An 18,069-nucleotide genomic window follows, 5' to 3' on the forward strand; every position below is an offset into this window, starting at 1 on the left:
TATTCGAGGTTTACCACATGCGTCACGATGGCCTTCCACCGAAATGCTGTCGTCGGCACAAGGTTCCCATCGAAAGGTCTTGGGCCGCCTGACACATGAAACTCGTGGCCGTCGTCATAGCAGTTGTCGGGTTCCTGGTCATTGCCTCGCTGCTGGCGGTCTATGCCTATGGCCGCTTCGCCAAGCGCGCCCAGGGCATTTCTTCCCGCGCATCGCCGACGGCTGACAGCGACACCCCGTTCGACCGGCTGATCACCCCGCTGCTTGCCGACCATCCCGGCCAGAGCGGACTGGCGCTTTTGTCGTCCAACCTGCATGCCTTCGCCATCAGGGCCTACACCGCGCGCCACGCCCAGCGCAGCCTCGACCTGCAATATTACTACTGGAAGGACGACCTGACCGGCAGCCTGCTGGCTCGCGAAGTCCTCGGCGCCGCCGACCGCGGCGTGCGCGTGCGGCTGATCCTCGACGACATCAACGCCAAGGGCTACGACCCGAACTATCTCGCCCTCGACAGCCACGCCAACATCGAGGTTCGCCTGTTCAACCCGAGCTGGGCACGCGCCTTTGGCCTGCAGCGCGGGCTGGAGCTTGTGCTGCGCGTCATGCGCAGCACAAGGCGTATGCACAACAAGGCCTGGGTCGCCGACGGCAGGCTGGCGATCGTCGGCGGGCGCAATGTCGGCGACGCCTATTTCGATGCCTCGGAAGACGCCAATTTCCGCGACATGGACCTTTTGCTCGCTGGTCCTGTTGTCGACCAGACGGAGGCCATCTTCGACCGCTTCTGGAACAGCGAGGCGGTGCTGCCGATCCGCCACGTCACCGGCATGGCAAGGGGCGACCTTCCCGCCCTGCGCAAGCGGCTGGAGCGCACGGCAACGACCGGCCTGGCGGAGCCCTACATCCATCGCGTTGCCGAGGAGAGCCGGGAATGGTCGTCGTCAGGCATGGGCAGGCTGCGCTGGACCAGCGAGGCGACAGTCGCCTCCGATCCGCCGGAAAAGGCATCGGGTGCCGGCCAGGACAGCTGGCTGATGACGGCAATCCGGCCGATCCTGACCTCGGCCCGGCGGGAACTGCGCATCGTCTCGCCCTATTTCATTCCCGGCGAGACCGGCACGCGTGAACTGACGGCGCTGGCCAGGAACGGCGTCGAGGTGACCGTCTTGACCAACTCGCTCGCCGCCACCGACGTCGCCGCCGTCCACGGCGCCTATGTGCGCTACCGCAAGCCGCTGCTCGAAAACGGCGTCGGCATCTTCGAACTGAAGCCCGACGAAGACCGCACCGACATGTCGCTGTTCGGCTCGAAGGGTGCCAGCCTGCACACCAAGGCGTTCATATCGGACGGTGCGGCCGGTTTCGTCGGCTCGTTCAATTTCGACCCGCGCTCGGCCGCGCTCAACACCGAGATGGGCGTCCTGTTCAGACAGCAGGAGCTGGCGCGCGAGGTCGAGGCGGTGATCTCGGCGCAGACATCGCCGCGCAGCGCCTTCAGGCTGTCGCTCCATGGCGGCAAGCTGCGCTGGACCGACAGCGGCGACAATGGGCCACGCGAGCTCGGCCACGAACCGCAGGCCAGCCTGCGGCGGCGCCTGGTGGCCAAGGTGATCAGCTACCTGCCGATCGAATCACAGCTTTAAGCTGGGCGCCAAGCGGTCCGCGATTTCGACGGCTTGCCGTCACTCCAGCAACAAAACCCTACTATTCACCTACAATTCCTTACGTTTCCGGCCGTTTCCCGCGAAGATTTCGAATCAACGCGGCCGGCACACGCCCGTCTTGCAATGCAGGCGCAATGCGTTGCGCCCCTTAGATCGCTCCGCCAGCCCTGGATCCCGGGCCGGCGGACGCAGTCTGAAGGAGCCGTCACGTGCGACACGGATGGAAACCGGAGCTGGACCGGCACAGCCTGCTGCCCCAGTCGCCGACGAGACGCGACAGCCGCCGATCATCGGCTTTCCTGCAGATGCTCAGCCTCGGCGCCCGCATCTCGCTCAAGCGCTCGGCGGTGTTCTGCCTGCGATTCGCCTGCCGGCCGGTCAGCAGCTTCGGCTGGATACGCTTTCTCGGCGATTTTTCCCTGAAACAGGCGCTGGGCCGGCCGCATGACGACCTTTTGCGCAAGTCGCTCGACGTCTTTTTCGTCACCGGTATTTCGAGTCCTGTTCGCCTCGGCCTGATGAAGACGCATTTCCAGGTAGCTGCCGAATTGTTGCGCCATGACGACCTCGCCGCCCTCTGGCGCGGCGAACGCCTCGACATGGGCACGGTCCCCGGCCGTCACGAAAGCTACGGCGTGCAGATGCTTTTGGCCGACCACTGCGGCTGCCGTCATGAAGGCGTCTTTGCCATCAAGCTGTCGCGGGCAAGCGACGACTACACATTGTGGACGGCCAGCTTCGTCTTCATCCGCGGCGAGGACGGCAGTCCAAGCCTGGCGATCGGCGGCATGCAGGGTCCGAAAGGCGCTGACGCCAAGCGCGCCGTCATATCAGCCACCCGCTGCCTCGGCGGCCTGCGCCCCAAGGACGCCATGCTGCTCGCCCTGCACGGACTGGTGTCCGCGCTTGATATCATGGCGGTGTCCAACGCCACTCACGTCATCAACCAGCGCCGCCGCAAGCGCCGGAAGCTGATGCAGGCCGACCTCGACGGCTACTGGACCGAACGCGGTGGCCTGCCGGCCGAACCATTCGGCTTCCGCCTGCCCGCGCCGCCGGCGCCTCAAATCGACAGCCCAAATCGCAGGGAGCAGAGCAAACGGGCGTTCTGGGATATCGGCAGCGGGATTTGCCGGCTGTCTAGCCTGAGAGCCCTGGCAAGATCGCCGCTCGCCGAAGCGTAGCACTCGCTCGCATCCGCAACATTGCGCGCTTGTGGTCGCAAAGGCCACGGCGCGCAGCCGTTTGTGCGCAAGCAAGACCGAAGATTTTTCTTCTGGAGAGAATGGTGCTGCCAGAGAGGATTGAAGTTCCTCAAAGCGCAGCCCAAGCGTTGAAAACATTGAGCTTTTCAAGGCCGACTATTCGAAAACCATAGCAGTTAACCGCAACAGGTTTCAACCTATGGAGTCGAATCAATGACCACCGATTTCTCTACCGCACTCCCGTCCATCCCCAGTCGTGAGGAACTGGCTGACAAGCTGACCGCCGTGACGTTCGCGCGGGATGCATTCTCCGTTCCAAGTGTTGCCTTTAGGTTCCTGGAGGCATGGGCGAAAGGAGAAGATGTCTCTGGGTGGCTCAAGGAACTGGAGGAAGACCGCGCGATGTTTACCGAATAGCAGCATCGGAGCGGCGGGGAGACACAATCGCCATTTCGCCTTCACCTCTCGGGTAGTTCAGTTCCACAGGTATCGAGTATGAACCGCAATCCGATCACCCAGGCCTACTTTCAGGCCAATCAAACCATCATCACAGAAGCACGAGATATGCCCCTAGGCATGTTGCGAACCTTTCTAGGCGTGGCTCTATGGGGCAACGAGGCCGACGAACCTTCCCCCTGGACGCTTGAAGACCTAGCGGCGCGTCTCGATGTCTCGCCCTCTACGGTCTCACAACACATGCGCTATCTTGGATACGGGTTGAGGGATAGGTTGACAGGTCTGGACCTTGTGCGCACCTCCGAGAACCTCGACAACCGCCGCAAGAAGACCTTCGTCTTGACGCCGCGCGGCCATGCCCTGATGGTCCAGGTGGAGACCATCTTGGCCCATGGGTGCTCGCAGCAGAGGTGATCAGCCCCAAGCGGTACCCCTACTGCCCCCGTATCAGTGCAATAGGCGGGCTAAGTGGGGGTACCGTGAAGTTCTCGTTGAGGTCCCTTGTTGTGATTCCTTGAGTAACCTCAATACACCATAAAGGAACTTGATGGGATCATCCGGAATAGGCTGATAGGATCAATCAATTTTACCTTGCAATTTTCAATATAGTTATTGACGAATGCTCACGTTCATCGTAGGTGTGTGGCGTCTTTCCGGCTTCGGCTGGAACTTTTAATTGCCCCACATAGGGCAGGTGAAAGAGACGGACGGTCAAAGCACCGTATGCCCCGCACCGGATGAACGGGCGGACCACCCAACCCTCCCCAAACCCTCAATGTTTGCCCGCTTTGCGGGCGCGAGCGACGTGGCTGACGGGCCGTGCCTCGGGCTCTTTGAAAGAGTGAATATGTGTCCATGGCATCCCTGCCGCTAGCGTGGCGGAGTGGGACACCATGGCCCGACCCGCGAACCGTGTCGGAGTGCGCAGCAAGAGCGAAGTCGCACGAGGATAAGAACGGACGCAAACCCACTCACGAGACCCGTGAGTAATCCGCCCGCATATGTGACCGGGCGCGACCAATCCCAATTCATCAAATCTGGATGCCGCCTTTCGGAGAACGACGAGGCACGTCCAGACCTTTACCAGCAGAGAGGATACTCAGTTGGAAGATTTGAACACGCAGACGCCAGAGGCACAGGCCGCCCCACAGATAGACCAAGACAGGCTCCGCAGAGCCATCGCCGCAGCCGACGCAGACTTGGCCGCAGGACAGGCCCAGAAGGACGAGGCGGTGCTTCAGAACCTCAATGGGGCCAGCCTGATGCCCGACTTCATGGACAACGCACAGCAGTCCATCGGCGGTGGTATGGCCAAGGCGGTCTTCGAGACCAAAGACTTCCTCTTCGGGGAGCCCGCCGAGGCCGAAAAGTCCCCCATGCGCCGGTCCATAGAGGCCGCCGACCGGGCGCTAGATCGCAAGAGCGCCGGCTACGGGCTCGCTTCAGGGGTCTCTCAGCTTGCTGTGGGGCTCATCGGGGCAGGCAAGCTCATGGCTCCGCTCAGGGCAACCCAGAAGTTTCAGCAGGGCGGTAAGCTCGCAGCCTCGGCCTTTGAGGTGGGGCGTGGTGCTGTCGCTGGCGGCATCGTCCTGGACCCTCACGAGGAGCGCCTGTCCAACCTCATCGAGTCTTTCCCGGACCTCCAGAACCCCGTGACGGCATTCCTTGCCGCCGCTCCTGATGACACCGCCGCCGAGGGCCGCCTCAAGAACGCCCTGGAGAGCATTGGGGCCGATCTCGCCCTGATAGGTGCCGTCAAGGTCATCAAGTTCCTTCGCAGTGGCCAAGAGGAAATGGCGACCCGAGAGCTTGCCAAGCTGGAGAAGGCCAGAGGTGCCAACGCTGATGAGTTCGGTATGGACTTTGCCGAGAGGTCTCCCCCCGACGAGGCAGCGCTTCGGCAGCAGGCGGACATAGACAAGGCACGGCAGGCGAACGCGAACGAGTTCGGGATGGACTTCACGCCGACCGTGCAGTCCGCATCGAGGGACGAACCGGCTACGGCCCTCAGAGTCCCCGGCCAAACGGCTCCCAATGCCCCTGCAACGCCCACAGTGACTCGCCCGGGGGCGTCCAGCGCCGAGGAGGGGGTGCCAACCGGACCTGAGCCTAAGCCGGCCAGCGAGGCTCCAGGGGCGAACGATCCTCACCGCCCCACCGCGCCCGTCGAAGCCTCCACCGTGGACATGGAGACAATCCTGAAGCGCACCGAATCTGATGTAGCTGCGATCTCGAAGTACGGCAGTCGGGAGGCCGCCGCCGAGGCCGGCGAGGTCCTGACCAAGGGCAATCGCCTTCCGTGGCAGAAGCTCCGCACCACCGAGGGCTTACGCGCGTTCCTCACCAACGCAGAGCAGACACTCAGAGATCAGATGGACGCGGCGAAGGGCGGCGCGATCATGTCGGACGCCGCGGTCAACGCCAAGGTCCGCCAGATGGCCGACTACTTCGGGGACGAACCGGACATCCTCATTGGCCAGATCACCGAGGCTGGCGCGGGGGCCGCTCAGATGGTGTCCAGGATGGAGGCCGGCTACCTGACGGCCAATGCCATGACACAGGACGCCTACACGACAGCCACCAAGCTACGGCATGGGCTTCTGGAGGAATGGGGTGGAGACACTGCGAAGGCGGCTGAAACGCTTCGCTCCCAGGTGCTCACCTCGATGACCCTCCTCGCATCCGCGCGGTCCATATCGTCCAACAGTGGGCGGGCGTTGAGGCGGATGCGGGGTGGCTTCAAGATCACCTCCGGGGACCTCGCAAAGGTGAAGACGATGGACCCCGAGCAACTCGCCAAGGTCTTCTATGCTACGGGTGGAGACCCCAAAAAGCTCGCCCAGGCGGTTAGTCCGGGGTTCCTCAGGAGGGTGATGGATGAGGGAGCCTTCCTACTGTCCAACAATCTCCTTTGGCTCTGGCCTACGCACCTGATGAACATCACCAGCTCCGCTATGATGATCGTCGGCAGACCTACCGAGAAGCTGATAGGCTCCTTCGCCGTGGGTCCCCAAACGGGCAACATCATGCGCCGTCAAGCGCTTAAGGAATACTCCGCGACAGTAGCGGCTCTGGGCGACGGCTGGACGGCCATGGTGGAGGCATTCAAGCGGGGCGACTCGCTCCTCAGTCCCCATAACACCGAAGTCTTTCAGAGCGGCTCCCTAGGAACCACCTTACCGCGCATCCAGTGGAAGCCCATTAAGACGGTTTCCGACTTTGTTGAGAACGCTTTCAACGCAGCCAACTACCGGCACGTTGTCGGCCTCCCCACGCGCACTCTTGGGGCAGTGGACGAGTTCTTCAAGACACTTCGCTATAGGGCAGTGGTGCAGGCCGAGGCAGCGGTGGAGGCGGCGGAGCGAGGTCTCACTGGAAAGGACTATCAGGCCTTCATAGCAAGGCGACTAGAGGACGCCATAGACCCGGCGACAGGGAGGGCGCTGGACGAGCGGGCGCTCCGGGAGGCCCAGGTGACCACTTTCCAGCAGGAGCTTCTGCCGCAAACCTTTGGGGCCACCGTTCAACAGGTACGCTCCCGCCACCCGTTGCTCCACCTAGTGCTGCCGTTCGTGAAGACGCCCATCAACGTGCTCCGCTACGGCGTCAAGATGACCCCCGGCTTGAACCTCATCCAGAAGGAATATCTTGGCGCGATACGGGGTGCGGCAGGGCCGGAAGCACAGGCTCAAGCGGTCGGTCAGATGGCCCTTGGCAGCATCTTTATGGGGCTCGCAGCAACCCTCGCACTCTCCGGTAAGCTCACCGGGGCAGGCCCTACGGACCCGGAACTTCGGGCGCACCTCACGGCCTCCGGCTGGCAACCTTTCAGCTATGTGATCGAGAACGAGGAAGGCACCCACACCTACGTACCCATAAGCAAGGCGGACCCAGTGGGCCTTTCCTTGTCCATGGTCGCCACCATCGTTGAGGCCATGCAGGTGGACCCCGAGGCCGACATGGAGGTTCCCATTTCGGCGCTAGGCTATGCCCTAGCGAGGAACTTCGCAGACCGCACCTTCCTGGCAAACGTCAACCGGGCCGTCCAGGCTCTCAGCGATCCCGAGAAGCGCGGCGGAAAGTGGGTGGGGAATACGCTGGGGAACCTAGTGCCGGCTTCCAGCCTTCTCCGAGGGACCAATCCCGACCCATATCTCAGGGAGGCCCGTTCTGTCATAGACACGGCCCTCAAGGATGTTCCTGGTTACTCTCAGACCCTTCCAGCCCGCCGCGATGTCTTCGGGGAGCCGCTATTCCGCCGCGTGGGCCTCATCACCCGCGATGTCTCATGGACGGTAGAGGCCGAACACAACCGTATGATTTTGGAGACGGGTAAGGCGGGCATCGGTTCGCCACGCCCTACGTTCGAAGGGCTCGACCTACGAGACATAACACTCACCGAGGGGCCAAACGAGGGGCGGAACGCCTATGAGGTGCTCCAGGAGCTTTCCGCGCAGATACCTGGGCAGCCGAGCCTTAAGTACGTTCTGGGCGGGATCATCGAAAGTGAGGCCTACCAGGACATGCCGGATGGGGACCCAGACGTGAAGGGGACTCGGTTGTGGGCCTTGGGGTCTCAAGCCGAAAGGTACCGCACGGCGGCCCGAAAGTATCTCGTCATCCAAAATGTCGAACTCCGAAAACTGATTGGGGCTCGTCAACGGGAGGCCAGCGCGGCCCGCTTGGAGAAGCGCCGGCAGCGTGAGGGGGATGTCCCTGCGACCTTCTCAGAGATGCTCCAGCCGTAGCGCTAGGCACCAAAGCAATCATGAGCGAGCACCAGTACCGGGCAGTGTCCCCGGTGCCGGCCCGCGCTCGTCCATACCAGAGGACCATGCAAATGGCATACAATTCCACATACGGCTTCACCGCCGAGCATATAGATAACCCTGGAGGCATTACGGCCTTTGTGGAGACCTGGAAGGAACCCAACCAGAAGGCTGGAGGCTTCTTTGAGCCCATGGGAACCTACGGCATCACCTGGGCAGGGGGAGGCTACGTGGGCACCTTGTGGGGCGGAGGCTTCGCTCGGAACCCTGAGCCCCTCATCGCCGAAGGGCTTGTACGGCTACTCATCAGGTTCCCCAGTCCAACCGTCATTCACGCGCATGTCCACAAGGAGTTCTGGAAGCACGTCGCACCAAGGGACGGATACGTCCGCCGCAACAACTCCAGGAACTACCACGGCTTCAAGCCGCTCTCCGAGGTCGCCCGCGCCATCGATGAAAAGCGGCTGCATCTGGAACTCCGGGAGAAGCTCAGCAAGCCCATCCCCCACACTCCGCGCGGAATGGCCCGCATCCCCCAAGCTACCCCAGCGTCCCCGTCCGAGGAACCCTCCCATGATGGTGAGAAGGTCGAATGTCATCGCAACATCCCTTTCAGCCCCTTCCTGGTCCCCGCGAGCGCTTCCCTCGTGACCCTCGCGGACGCCATACTTGAGGGGACTGAGAGCCTACGCCACGCAAATGGACGGAAACGCCGGGACGCCACCGAGCGCCGCAGGGAGGCGGTTAGAACCCTCCTGGCGAACATCGCTTGCCTTGTAGCCCACTACCCCGAGGGGACACTGCTGTCCCTGTCCGCGCGGAAGGACGGCGCGACCCGATATGACCGCCCGAAGTTCCCCGTTGATGTTCTCAGCGGCGCTTGTAGGGCAATGGAACAGCTTGGCCTCCTCGTCGTGCATACCGGCAGTCGCGGCCAGTGGCGCACCACAATCGCTCCTACCGCCGTCCTAGTAGGGCGCATTGCGGAGGCGCGGCACCGAGGGCCGATTAAGGTGGCTCGGCGGGCGGGGGCCGAAACGATTATCCTCAAGGCCAAGACCCGTAGCGATGGCCCAAAGCTCCTCATCAACTATGCCGATACCGACAGCACGAGGGCCATGCGCAAAGATATGGAGGCCCTTAACACCCTTCTTTCCAAAGCGGACATCCGGCTTGGCGAGGAGCGTCCGCTGGTCCCCGTATTCCTCACCCGCCGTTTCCAGATCGATTGCCCCGAAGCCCCTCACGTATTCGACCGGCATGGACGGCTATATGGCGGCTTCTGGCAGTCGCTCCCGAAGGCCAGACGGCATCTGCTCAGGATTGATGGGGAGCCGGTGGCGGATTTGGATTTTGCCGCCATGTTCGTGCAACTCGCCTACCTTCATGCTGGCGCGGCCATACCGAACAGCGATCCATACGGCGACATCGACGGGCTACCCCGCAAGGCCGTCAAGAAGGCCGTCGCCTCGCTCCTGTGCCGACAGGGGGCTATGGTCCGCCTGCCCTCAGACCTCCGCCAGCTAGTTGACCCCGAGTGGACCGGTCGCAAGGTGGAGGCCGCCATTCGGGAGCGCCATCCGGCCATCGCGCATCTCTTCGGCGTTGGCATCGGGCTTCGCCTCATGTTCACCGAAAGCGAAATCATGCTGGCAACACTCCGCATCCTCATCGGGCAAGGCATACCGGTGCTCCCGATGCACGACGGAATCATGATGGCGGCTACCCAAGAAGCAGCAGCGCGGCGGGCAATGGCGAGAGGCTCAATGCTGATTGTCGGCACGGCTTTACCGGTGGTCCGCAAAGACATCTGACTGTCGAGGCCATAACTCGCCCCTATATGGCCTACGGGTGGCCCTCTGGGGCCGGCTTCAAGCTTGGATGACTGGCCGAGGCTCCGCCTCATCATCGGCCGTACATGATGCCCACCTAGGCCGGCGTCCTGACTATTAGTGCTTAAGGTGACCGTGAAGACACCGGACAGAGTTGCATCGGGATAGGGAGGGGATGAAGCGATAGCCTCCCTCTCTCGTGTCTCCAAGCCTGCTAGGCGTTGCCCCTTGACTCTTATGTTCTCTTTTTGTTCTATACCGGGAACACGTTGAGGAGGCCAGCATGCCGACCAGCCAAGTCCAGTACGAAGCCCAGGCCGCCGCGCCCCTGTTCCCTCACGACGACACCTGGGAGTGGCAGTTCCATATGGACTACCTTGATGTCATCCGCGATTTGGTGGACGAGGGTCTGTTCAGTGAGGGTAGGCCTGAAGACCACCTCGCGCAGAGCCTCATGTTTCGCACCTTGGATGACCTCAGCGCATCGGAAAGGTGGCTCTTTGAGGGGAGCTTGGAACCCCTCCTGGCTGTCCGCTGCATTGACCCCGACAGGTTCGCCTCCGAGTATCGTCGTCAGAGAGCGGTCCACCCGCGCCACCATAAGCGCATTGGCCCTCAGATAGGTCGGCTGGCGGCATGACTTCGGCAATATCCGCTACGAAGACCCATGCCGACTCCCTGGAGGAAGCGACCGAGGAGGCTATCAAGGCGTATGATGGTAATCCAAGGCAGGCGGTTAAGGCGCTACTTGAGGCCAATGCGGAGCTTGAGGAGAAGCTAGGCAGAGCAGTGAGGGCGGTTAGCTTTGGCTATTCCCGAGGGGCACATATGAGGCTGGATGTCAGGCCGGCCGACCCTCCCACTTGAAGGGCGACACGTCCGCTCCAATAGGTTCCCGGAACACTGCAAGGGTGCCTCACGCGAGCGCTTGAATATACGCGACAGTTGCGCGGCTTCCCCCCTGGTGGGGCTCCAGGATTTTGGCGGAGGCATTCGGCACCCACCGACAGCGCACTGATGCGCCATCCCCATCGATCCAGCCCTTCAACGTGCCCATAACAGCCACAACCAACATTGACATTAGATAAATGCCTGCGTAGACTCATCGGGAAGCCATCCAGAGGCAGACAAGGTGATGAAGCGATACGTGGTCTACACTCGGGTAAGCACCAAGGAGCAGGGCCGCAGCGGCCTGGGCCTGGAGGCCCAAGAGCGGGACATCAAGCACTATCTGGACCACCACTCGGACATCCCGTGGGAAGTCCTGGGGGAGTTTCGCGACATCCTATCCGGCAACGATGGCGACAGGCCCCAACTCACTGAGGCCCTCCGCATGGCCCGCGCAAAGGGGGCGGAGCTTTTGGTGTCCAAATTGGACCGCCTCAGTCGCGACGTTGAGTTCATAGCCAGGACCATGAAGCAGGCCACAATCCGCGTGGCGACCATGCCCCAGGCCGACCCCTTCCAAATGCACATCTATGCGGCATTGGCCGAGGAGGAGCGCAAGGCCATAGGAAGACGCACCAAGGCGGCACTCCAAGCAGCAAAGGCCCGCGGCACGAAGCTCGGCGGCCTCCGGGATGCGACCTTGAAACGCAATGAGGCCATCCAGGCCAAAGCCAAGCGGGAGGCCGAGAAGGTCTATCGGTTAGCCGGGCCTATGCGCGAGGCAGGACAGACGCTCGCCAACATCGCAGACGCCTTGAACGCCATGAATGTGGACACATCAAGGGGCGGCCAGTGGACCCCTATGCAGGTCAAGAGGGTCTTGGACAGAGTAAGCGGCCTCCGAATGCTAGACACTTTGCATGGCACTTCATAGGCTTGAGCTACGCACAGCAGGCAGATACGACAGTGTTCCGAAACAAGAACGACTTGGACCGAGAATGTTGCGAGGCTCTTGACAGTTGGAGCCGCCAACTCCCGCGCCGGAAGAGGAAGTACCGTGGTAGCTAGCCCTGAACAGCCAGACCCCAACCAGACTGACAATCAAACCGGTGCAGTCAATGGGGACGATGATTTTCAGATAATTTCCTTCAAGTCCGTTGAGGAGATTGAGAAATCAATCGTCGAGACGCCTTTTAGGGCAATTTATCAGACAAACAATTTTCTATTACCACAGGTCATTGATGTATTAGATGAATCTAGGACCGTTAACCTTCGCCCAGAATACCAGCGACGCTCTAGGTGGACAACAAAGCAGAAATCTCTTCTTATAGAATCTTTTATACTTAACATACCTATTCCGCCAATCTTTTTGTTTGAAGGCGACTTTGCACGTTATGAAGTTATGGATGGACAGCAAAGACTATTGGCAATCCGCGAGTTCCTGACGAACCAATTCAAGCTGTCCTCTTTGACAGTTCTCTCACCGCTAAATGGGCGAACATTTGCCCTCCTACCGCCACGGACAAAGCGAACTCTGGAACGAGCCTCACTTTCGGCGATAGTCTTACTGAAAGAGTCTCGCGCCGCGCTACGCGATTCAAATACCAGCCGGGTCCTGGAGCTTAAGAAATTCGTCTTCGAACGACTTAATACCGGCGGAAAACAGTTGAATGCTCAAGAAATACGCAATGCTATTTACTCCGGGAAATTCAATGATCTAATCATCCGGATAGCAAAGAACCAACTATTCACCACTATATGGGGAATACCCCCATACGATGCCAACACTGGAGAATCCGACTACGAAAGTCCCGAGCGAAAGAAGAATAACCTCTACAAAACTATGGGAGACTGCCAAATTGTTCTTAGGTACTTCGCGTTGCGTGACGAAGACCGCATCAAAGGCTCCATGCGCTCCATACTAGATGATCGCATGGAAGAAGGTATGTCGATGTCCGATGAGGAGGCCACGGCCGCCGAGAAGGAGTATTACGAGCGACTTCAAGTGGCGTACGATCTCTTCGGCAAAAAGCCATTCCGCCTGACGCAGGGCGAAACCGACAAGCCTTCGGAGAGCATGTACGACGCCGTAATGGTGGCTGTAGATCGGCACTGGGCCAATCGTCATAGGCTGCTGGAGGCAGGTTCGAAAGTACAGCAGCGATATTGGAAGGCGCTGGATACCCCTGAAAAGATTGAGCAATTTAGCGGCCGCGCCAACACCGCGGCGGATGTTCGCAGGCGAATTGCAGCCATGACCTCCCTGTTTGGCAAGGTACTCGAAGATGGCGGACTTCAAGCTGGCTGAAGCAGAGTTCGGCCGGCAGGCTCAAATATTAGAGGCTCTTTTGGAAACAATAGAGTTGGTCGGCCAGCAGGACGAGACCAGTCCCACAGTAATTGCCGGCAAGCCAGTTGAGCCCCTGCCCCCCGGAGGCCAGAACACAATGGCTGCCGCAGCCGTAGTGCTCCTTGCTGCGCACTTTGAGGAATATATCCGTCAGCAGATCGAGGAATTCGCAAAGTCAACAATATCCGAGTACGCCCACATGGACCGTGATCAGCAAGAGAAACTTGTAGATCACTATTGGAGAGCCGGCTCAGGGCGAATGGGGAGAATTCGACCCAAGGGTGACCCTGCCTGGGCAAGTGGGGCACAACGGCTGCTCCTTCAACTCCTCGAATATCCCATCCGGCAAAACATCTCAGCCTTTATCGCGGGCATGCTTGCAGAACACGAAAACAACATGCGCTGGGACACAATTACTGAACTAACCGCCCGTGTTGGAGCGCAAAAACTAGCAGACAAGCTGTTTAAGTCCTCGGCGCTAAAGGCACAGATTGGGAACCCGAAGAAGGACGCATTTGCGCCTGCCATACGCTTGCGATTGAATGAGTTTTATACCATGCGGAACGAAATAGTTCACTCTATTTCACAATCGTCTGGAATTGGTCCAACTATATTCCGACATTGGATCGATTTTTTCAAGACATTCTCTGTTGCGTTTGCCGACGCCGTGGAAGCGTGTTACGTGGACTTTGCTGACAGGATCAAGCGCAACAAAGAAAAACTCGCTTCAGCAGGAACTTGATGAAGGCCGCTGGTGGCAGGTTGAAACGCGGCAGTGTCCCTATACAGGGATCATCCTGCGCCAGACCAGGAGGATCACGGACTAGCGGATGGGGGTTTCGCGGCAAGCGCGAGCGGGCAGCTTGCAAACACTCGTGCCAGTAAGCACATAGTTCGCAGCAACATCGTAGAGGCCACGCCAATGCGCGAACCTGCCACCAAGACAGACCTTAGGAAGGCTGAGAATGCGATTGTCCGCAATGCTCTCCTTATTATTGGCAGCACAGCACTACTCGCCGCAGCGATCATACTGGTGTAACGCAAATTTCACTCGCTTGGCGGAACAGCAGTTTGGTCATCCTTGGGTGCCGCTTTGAGTCAGCGCCCGTGGCAAACTTTGGATGATGTTCGCCACGCTTTCCGGCTGCGTATTGCCCTTGGTGTAGCCCGTATCCTGTGGAGCGAAGATGCATCCCGCCGCGTGGGTCAGAACAATGTCACGGCTCTCCGGACCCTTTGCGGCGTCAGCAAGCGCCGTGAAGGTGAGCAGCGCGTTATACCTGTGTCGATTCACAATGGCGTTGTGCTTATGGGCCAAGAAATTCTTGGCTGAGAGCAGAAGCATATAGGCGATTACGCCGAAAATGAGGACCTTGCTGAGTCCCAGTTGGAAGGCTTCATAAGGTCCGGCTGGAGCCAACCACGGCACCTTGTGAAACAAGGTCGAGACTACCGCATAAATTCCGAGACCAATTGCGACGTTTATTGTGTACCGTCTCCAGGTCTTGGCCTCTTCCTCGTGGGTGGCTCCCTCCGTCTGAAAGTATATGGCCTGCTGTGATACGCCCTGTTCGGCTGCGACCCGGCGAACTTCATCTAGTATGCGCTCAGCGTCGTCCCTCTGAGCTTGCAGTTGGCTCGTGGCCTCGTCAGCCCGGTCCTTTGCCACTTGCACAGCGGCGCGAGCCTCCCGCTCAAGGGCTCCAAAGTCCCGAAGCCGCGAAGAGGTAAATGCAATTAGAGGCGAAAGCTGGCTGAATAGCGGATCATACTGGGCCTTAATGGTATCGATCAGCGTTGTCCGCTTCGCAAAGGAGTCTGTCTGCTTGGGGTCAAACTGATCCACTTGTTGGAAAAGGCTAAAGGTGGCATCTGCGGTCGAGCGAATTACCTCAATTTTGCTTTCGGGCAATTCACCCAGATACTGGGCCGGTATCTGCTTGAAGAGTCCGACAAGCCGTTCAGCGGGCTCAATCGCTTCGGAAAAATTAAACTCAGAACCCAACGCAGTTTGGCGGGCCAAAGTCTCAGTCGGGAAACTCTGTACGCGAGCCAGCGAATTTCCAGTCTCCGCAAGCTTCGACTCAGCCATTCAATCCTCCCACCCAGCAAACCGAGACCCAGCTTTCACAGTAGAGGGATGTGGTCGAGACCCCCCCTCCAGCCTGTGAACTACGAGCGAACCAAAGGCCAGCTACGGAAAGCGGTACGCATGGAAGCTCAGCCGTGCAGGCCCAGCCCATCTGGCCTACGCCGCGATAACTACTTCGACAGGCGTGCCAATAGCGCCGAGCATCGTCTCGACGACAATGATCCCCCTGTAGCGCCCGCTGTTCTGAACATCGCGATGAATCCCCAACGCATGAAAAGTCGGCGTCTCTACGCGAATGCCCTTAATCGCTCGCCCTGTGGCAGCAACGCCGTCGATGACGCCATTGACCCAGTTGACGACATCCTCGGCACTCAATGGATCGAGGTCCTGGTTGATCGTGACCTCACCTGCCGCTGCGCAAGCCGCCGTAGCGGCGGCCAGACCAAGTTCGTATGCTGGCATTGAATCCCCCAAGCTCAATAGCTCCACAGCCTAGTCAAATATGTAACGGCAGCAAGGCCTGAATCTTCCGCATCTCCACCGCAAGCCCCGGCAACATGACTTCCGTCGAGCCATACTTGGCGTGAACCTTCGCGGTTGCGTGGCCCGCAAGGTATTCCGCCGCTTCCGAGTTCACGCCATAGCGGCGACACAACGCAACAAACAGATGCCTCAAGCCGTGGTTGGGCGAGACCCCTTTGCGGATGATCCCGACCGACTTGGAGCGAACCCAACGCCCCATATAGGAATACGCCGACGGACGGAACAGTTGGCCCTTGGGCCGCCCCTTAAGCCACTCCATGAGCCCCTCCGCGACTAGGGCAGGATGGACAGGGACCACTCGCTCACTGTTTGCCGTCTTGAGGGAACGCTTGCCGGCGCTCGTCACCCGGAAAAACCATTCACCCTCCGCCTGGAAGAAGTCCTCCCCCCTCAGGCCCTCCGCCTCACTGATACGTAGGCCGCCATATAGACAAACCCAGGGTAACCACCGCTTGCTGGCGTCCTCCTCGTTGCGGGCTGCTTGCAGGACCTTACGGGCCTCCTCAAGGGTATAGGAGGTGTCACTTGCGGGCTTCTCGACATACGAGGGCAGTTCCACGCGACCAGATACGCTCTCAGCCGACGCCATGGCCTCCCGGTGCTCGCGTTGGCGCTTCCCCCAATTGATGATGGTCCCTAGGCTGACAATCCTGTCTGCAATAGACCGATTGCCGATCTCGCCGGCCGAGACCATCGAATCCATCCACTCCTCTACCTCAGAAACCTTCACCGTGGTGGCATCCGTGGAGCCTCGGGACCGCGCGAAATCCTCCCCGAGCCGCTTGTACTTCTGGATGGATTTCTCAGGCATGGGCTTTGAGCCCGCACCAGCCAACCGCTTACGGGCCTGAGAGCTAATGATAGCCTCAAAGGTAACCTTCTCGGGCGTCCTTGCTTGCTTGGGGACTACGAACTCGGGAGCCGCCTCAAGTTCTGGTACCGGCCCATAGTCGCCGCCCTTGCGCCGCTCTAGTCCCCTTCGAGCGGCCCCAACCATGCGGAGCATTTCGAGATTGAGAAGCCCCCTAATCTCAGCACTGACATGCAGGTCTCGTCCAGCCAGGGCCTTGTCGGTATCGCCCCCGTGCATGCGCTCCAACGCCGGTTGAAGGTCCAATTTTAAAGCGGCCTGGAACGCTGGGTACCGGGCAAGAAGGGAGAGGCCGAGCGGCCCGCGCTGCCCCTCATCCGCTCTGAGAAAGGCCAGCAGGTCTGCCTTGAGCCGCTTCTTATCGTGCCCAGACAGTCCCCGCAGGCCTACCGCCAAGACCTCATCGCCGGCTTCAGAAGTGCCCGACCCCAATTGCAGCTCTGCGGGGGCCTCGAATGGGTCGTCCTCATACTGGGTCAGGAACGCCCTAGCATGATCGCCCGCAAGCGCCACTATCTGCCTGTGGGAAAGCGACTGGGGTCCCGATTCGAGCAGCGACCGCCATGCGCCTATCTTGGCGTCCCATGCGGCCAGCATGGAGCGGTACTCTTCGCCCGCCTTGTCACGGTCATGGTGGCCAGTGCTTCGCGTGAACTCTTGGCATGCCCCTAGGTCAGCGACTCCAAGGGACCGCAGCTTGTCTCTTTCGCGCCAAAGACGTTCGGGGATTCGGAATCGCCCCTGCCAGACATCCGAGCCTTTTCGTTTGGAGAGGCCCCGCATTCGCCACCGTCTTCCAGCCATACCCAGAGCACATTCCCATAACAGTCCGATTTGACGGAAGCCATGGAAAACTCTATGCTTTTGAAGCTGCTTGGAAAAAGAATGGTGCTGCCAGAGAGGATTGAACTCTCGACCTCTCCCTTACCAAGGGAGTGCTCTACCACTGAGCTACGGCAGCATTCCGTGAACGGGGCGGCTTGTGCCACATGATTCCCGGGAGCGCAAGTTATCAATTGCCCGAAATCGTGTATCATTTTCCACAGGCCCGCTTACGCCACAATACTGGCCATTTCGGTTGCCAAGCCGCTATGAACGATCGGCAAGCGGGGACCACCACATGTCGTCGACCAAGAAAACGCCCTCAAGCGGTGCCGAACAGCGTCAGGCGCGGCTCGCGGCCGAGCTGCGCGCCAACCTGATGAAACGCAAGGCGCAGGCGCGCTCGCGCCGCACAGGCGAGGCCGACACCAGGCCGGAAGGTCTGGCGGCATCGGAGGGAAAGACGGAGAAACCCGAGAAAGCCTGACCGGCGACGGCAGGCGCTTGGCGCCAAAGAACGCAAAACGTGCCTTTCTTGAACCGGAAAGCGCGATGGTCTAGACGGACGGCAAGA

At 60.1% G+C, this 18,069-nt stretch carries 14 protein-coding genes and 1 tRNA gene; 11 read left to right on the forward strand and 4 right to left on the reverse strand.

The genetic code is table 11. From position 1 onward, the window contains the following. Nucleotides 1-95 precede the first annotated feature (95 nt). The 10 genes from H5P29_RS27265 (at nt 96) to H5P29_RS27310 (ending at nt 13,909) form a co-directional block, all read left to right on the forward strand. A complete protein-coding gene (locus H5P29_RS27265; protein WP_154385305.1) occupies nt 96-1,646 on the forward strand; it encodes a phospholipase D family protein in 1,551 nt (516 codons plus the stop codon). 230 nt (nt 1,647-1,876) lie between these two features. Next, the gene (locus H5P29_RS27270) at nt 1,877-2,851 is read left to right on the forward strand and encodes a DUF535 family protein (protein ID WP_154385304.1); all 975 of its coding nucleotides are present in this window, start codon (nt 1,877-1,879) and stop codon (nt 2,849-2,851) included. A 234-nt stretch (nt 2,852-3,085) separates the two neighbouring features. Next, complete coding sequence (locus tag H5P29_RS27275; RefSeq protein ID WP_154385303.1) at nt 3,086-3,289, forward strand: hypothetical protein; 204 nt, start codon at nt 3,086-3,088, stop codon at nt 3,287-3,289. Nucleotides 3,290-3,367: 78 nt separating this feature from the next. Further along, complete coding sequence (locus tag H5P29_RS27280; RefSeq protein WP_154385302.1) at nt 3,368-3,742, forward strand: MarR family winged helix-turn-helix transcriptional regulator; 375 nt, start codon at nt 3,368-3,370, stop codon at nt 3,740-3,742. Nucleotides 3,743-4,431: 689 nt separating this feature from the next. Further along, complete coding sequence (locus H5P29_RS27285; RefSeq protein ID WP_195763185.1) at nt 4,432-8,076, forward strand: hypothetical protein; 3,645 nt, start codon at nt 4,432-4,434, stop codon at nt 8,074-8,076. Nucleotides 8,077-8,168: 92 nt separating this feature from the next. Beyond that, entirely contained in the window at nt 8,169-9,911 is a 1,743-nt protein-coding gene (locus H5P29_RS27290) for a hypothetical protein (RefSeq protein ID WP_154385301.1), read from the forward strand. 301 nt (nt 9,912-10,212) lie between these two features. Beyond that, on the forward strand, nt 10,213-10,569 hold the full coding sequence (locus H5P29_RS27295) for a hypothetical protein (RefSeq protein WP_154385300.1): 357 nt from the start codon (nt 10,213-10,215) through the stop codon (nt 10,567-10,569). A gap of 495 nt (nt 10,570-11,064) precedes the next feature. Continuing rightward, the gene (locus H5P29_RS27300; protein WP_154385299.1) at nt 11,065-11,751 is read left to right on the forward strand and encodes a recombinase family protein; all 687 of its coding nucleotides are present in this window, start codon (nt 11,065-11,067) and stop codon (nt 11,749-11,751) included. A gap of 123 nt (nt 11,752-11,874) precedes the next feature. Beyond that, a complete protein-coding gene (locus H5P29_RS27305) occupies nt 11,875-13,125 on the forward strand; it encodes a DUF262 domain-containing protein (RefSeq protein ID WP_185910211.1) in 1,251 nt (416 codons plus the stop codon). After that, on the forward strand, nt 13,103-13,909 hold the full coding sequence (locus H5P29_RS27310; RefSeq protein WP_154385297.1) for a HEPN domain-containing protein: 807 nt from the start codon (nt 13,103-13,105) through the stop codon (nt 13,907-13,909). Before H5P29_RS27305 ends, H5P29_RS27310 begins: the two co-directional genes overlap by 23 nt. A gap of 333 nt (nt 13,910-14,242) precedes the next feature. Here H5P29_RS27310 and H5P29_RS27315 read toward each other — a convergent pair whose 3' ends face one another. The 4 genes from H5P29_RS27315 to H5P29_RS27330 all read right to left on the reverse strand — a co-directional run bounded on the left by H5P29_RS27315 (nt 14,243) and on the right by H5P29_RS27330 (nt 17,634). After that, complete coding sequence (locus H5P29_RS27315; protein ID WP_154385296.1) at nt 14,243-15,259, reverse strand: hypothetical protein; 1,017 nt, start codon at nt 15,257-15,259, stop codon at nt 14,243-14,245. 156 nt (nt 15,260-15,415) lie between these two features. Next, nucleotides 15,416-15,721, reverse strand: a complete 306-nt coding sequence (locus H5P29_RS27320; protein WP_154385295.1) for a hypothetical protein — start codon at nt 15,719-15,721, stop codon at nt 15,416-15,418. A gap of 34 nt (nt 15,722-15,755) precedes the next feature. Beyond that, nucleotides 15,756-17,270: a tyrosine-type recombinase/integrase gene (locus H5P29_RS27325; protein WP_154385294.1), complete on the reverse strand. Its 1,515-nt coding sequence runs from the start codon at nt 17,268-17,270 to the stop codon at nt 15,756-15,758. A 289-nt stretch (nt 17,271-17,559) separates the two neighbouring features. Beyond that, nucleotides 17,560-17,634, reverse strand: a tRNA-Thr gene (locus tag H5P29_RS27330). Between the two features lie 159 nt (nt 17,635-17,793). Here H5P29_RS27330 and H5P29_RS27335 point away from each other — a divergent pair. Further along, nucleotides 17,794-17,982 carry a hypothetical protein gene (locus tag H5P29_RS27335; protein WP_154385293.1) on the forward strand — a complete coding sequence of 63 codons (189 nt, stop codon included), beginning with the start codon at nt 17,794-17,796 and terminating at the stop codon, nt 17,980-17,982. Nucleotides 17,983-18,069: the final 87 nt, after the last annotated feature.

Source organism: Aminobacter sp. MDW-2 (assembly GCF_014250155.1).
GTDB lineage: Bacteria > Pseudomonadota > Alphaproteobacteria > Rhizobiales > Rhizobiaceae > Aminobacter > Aminobacter ciceronei.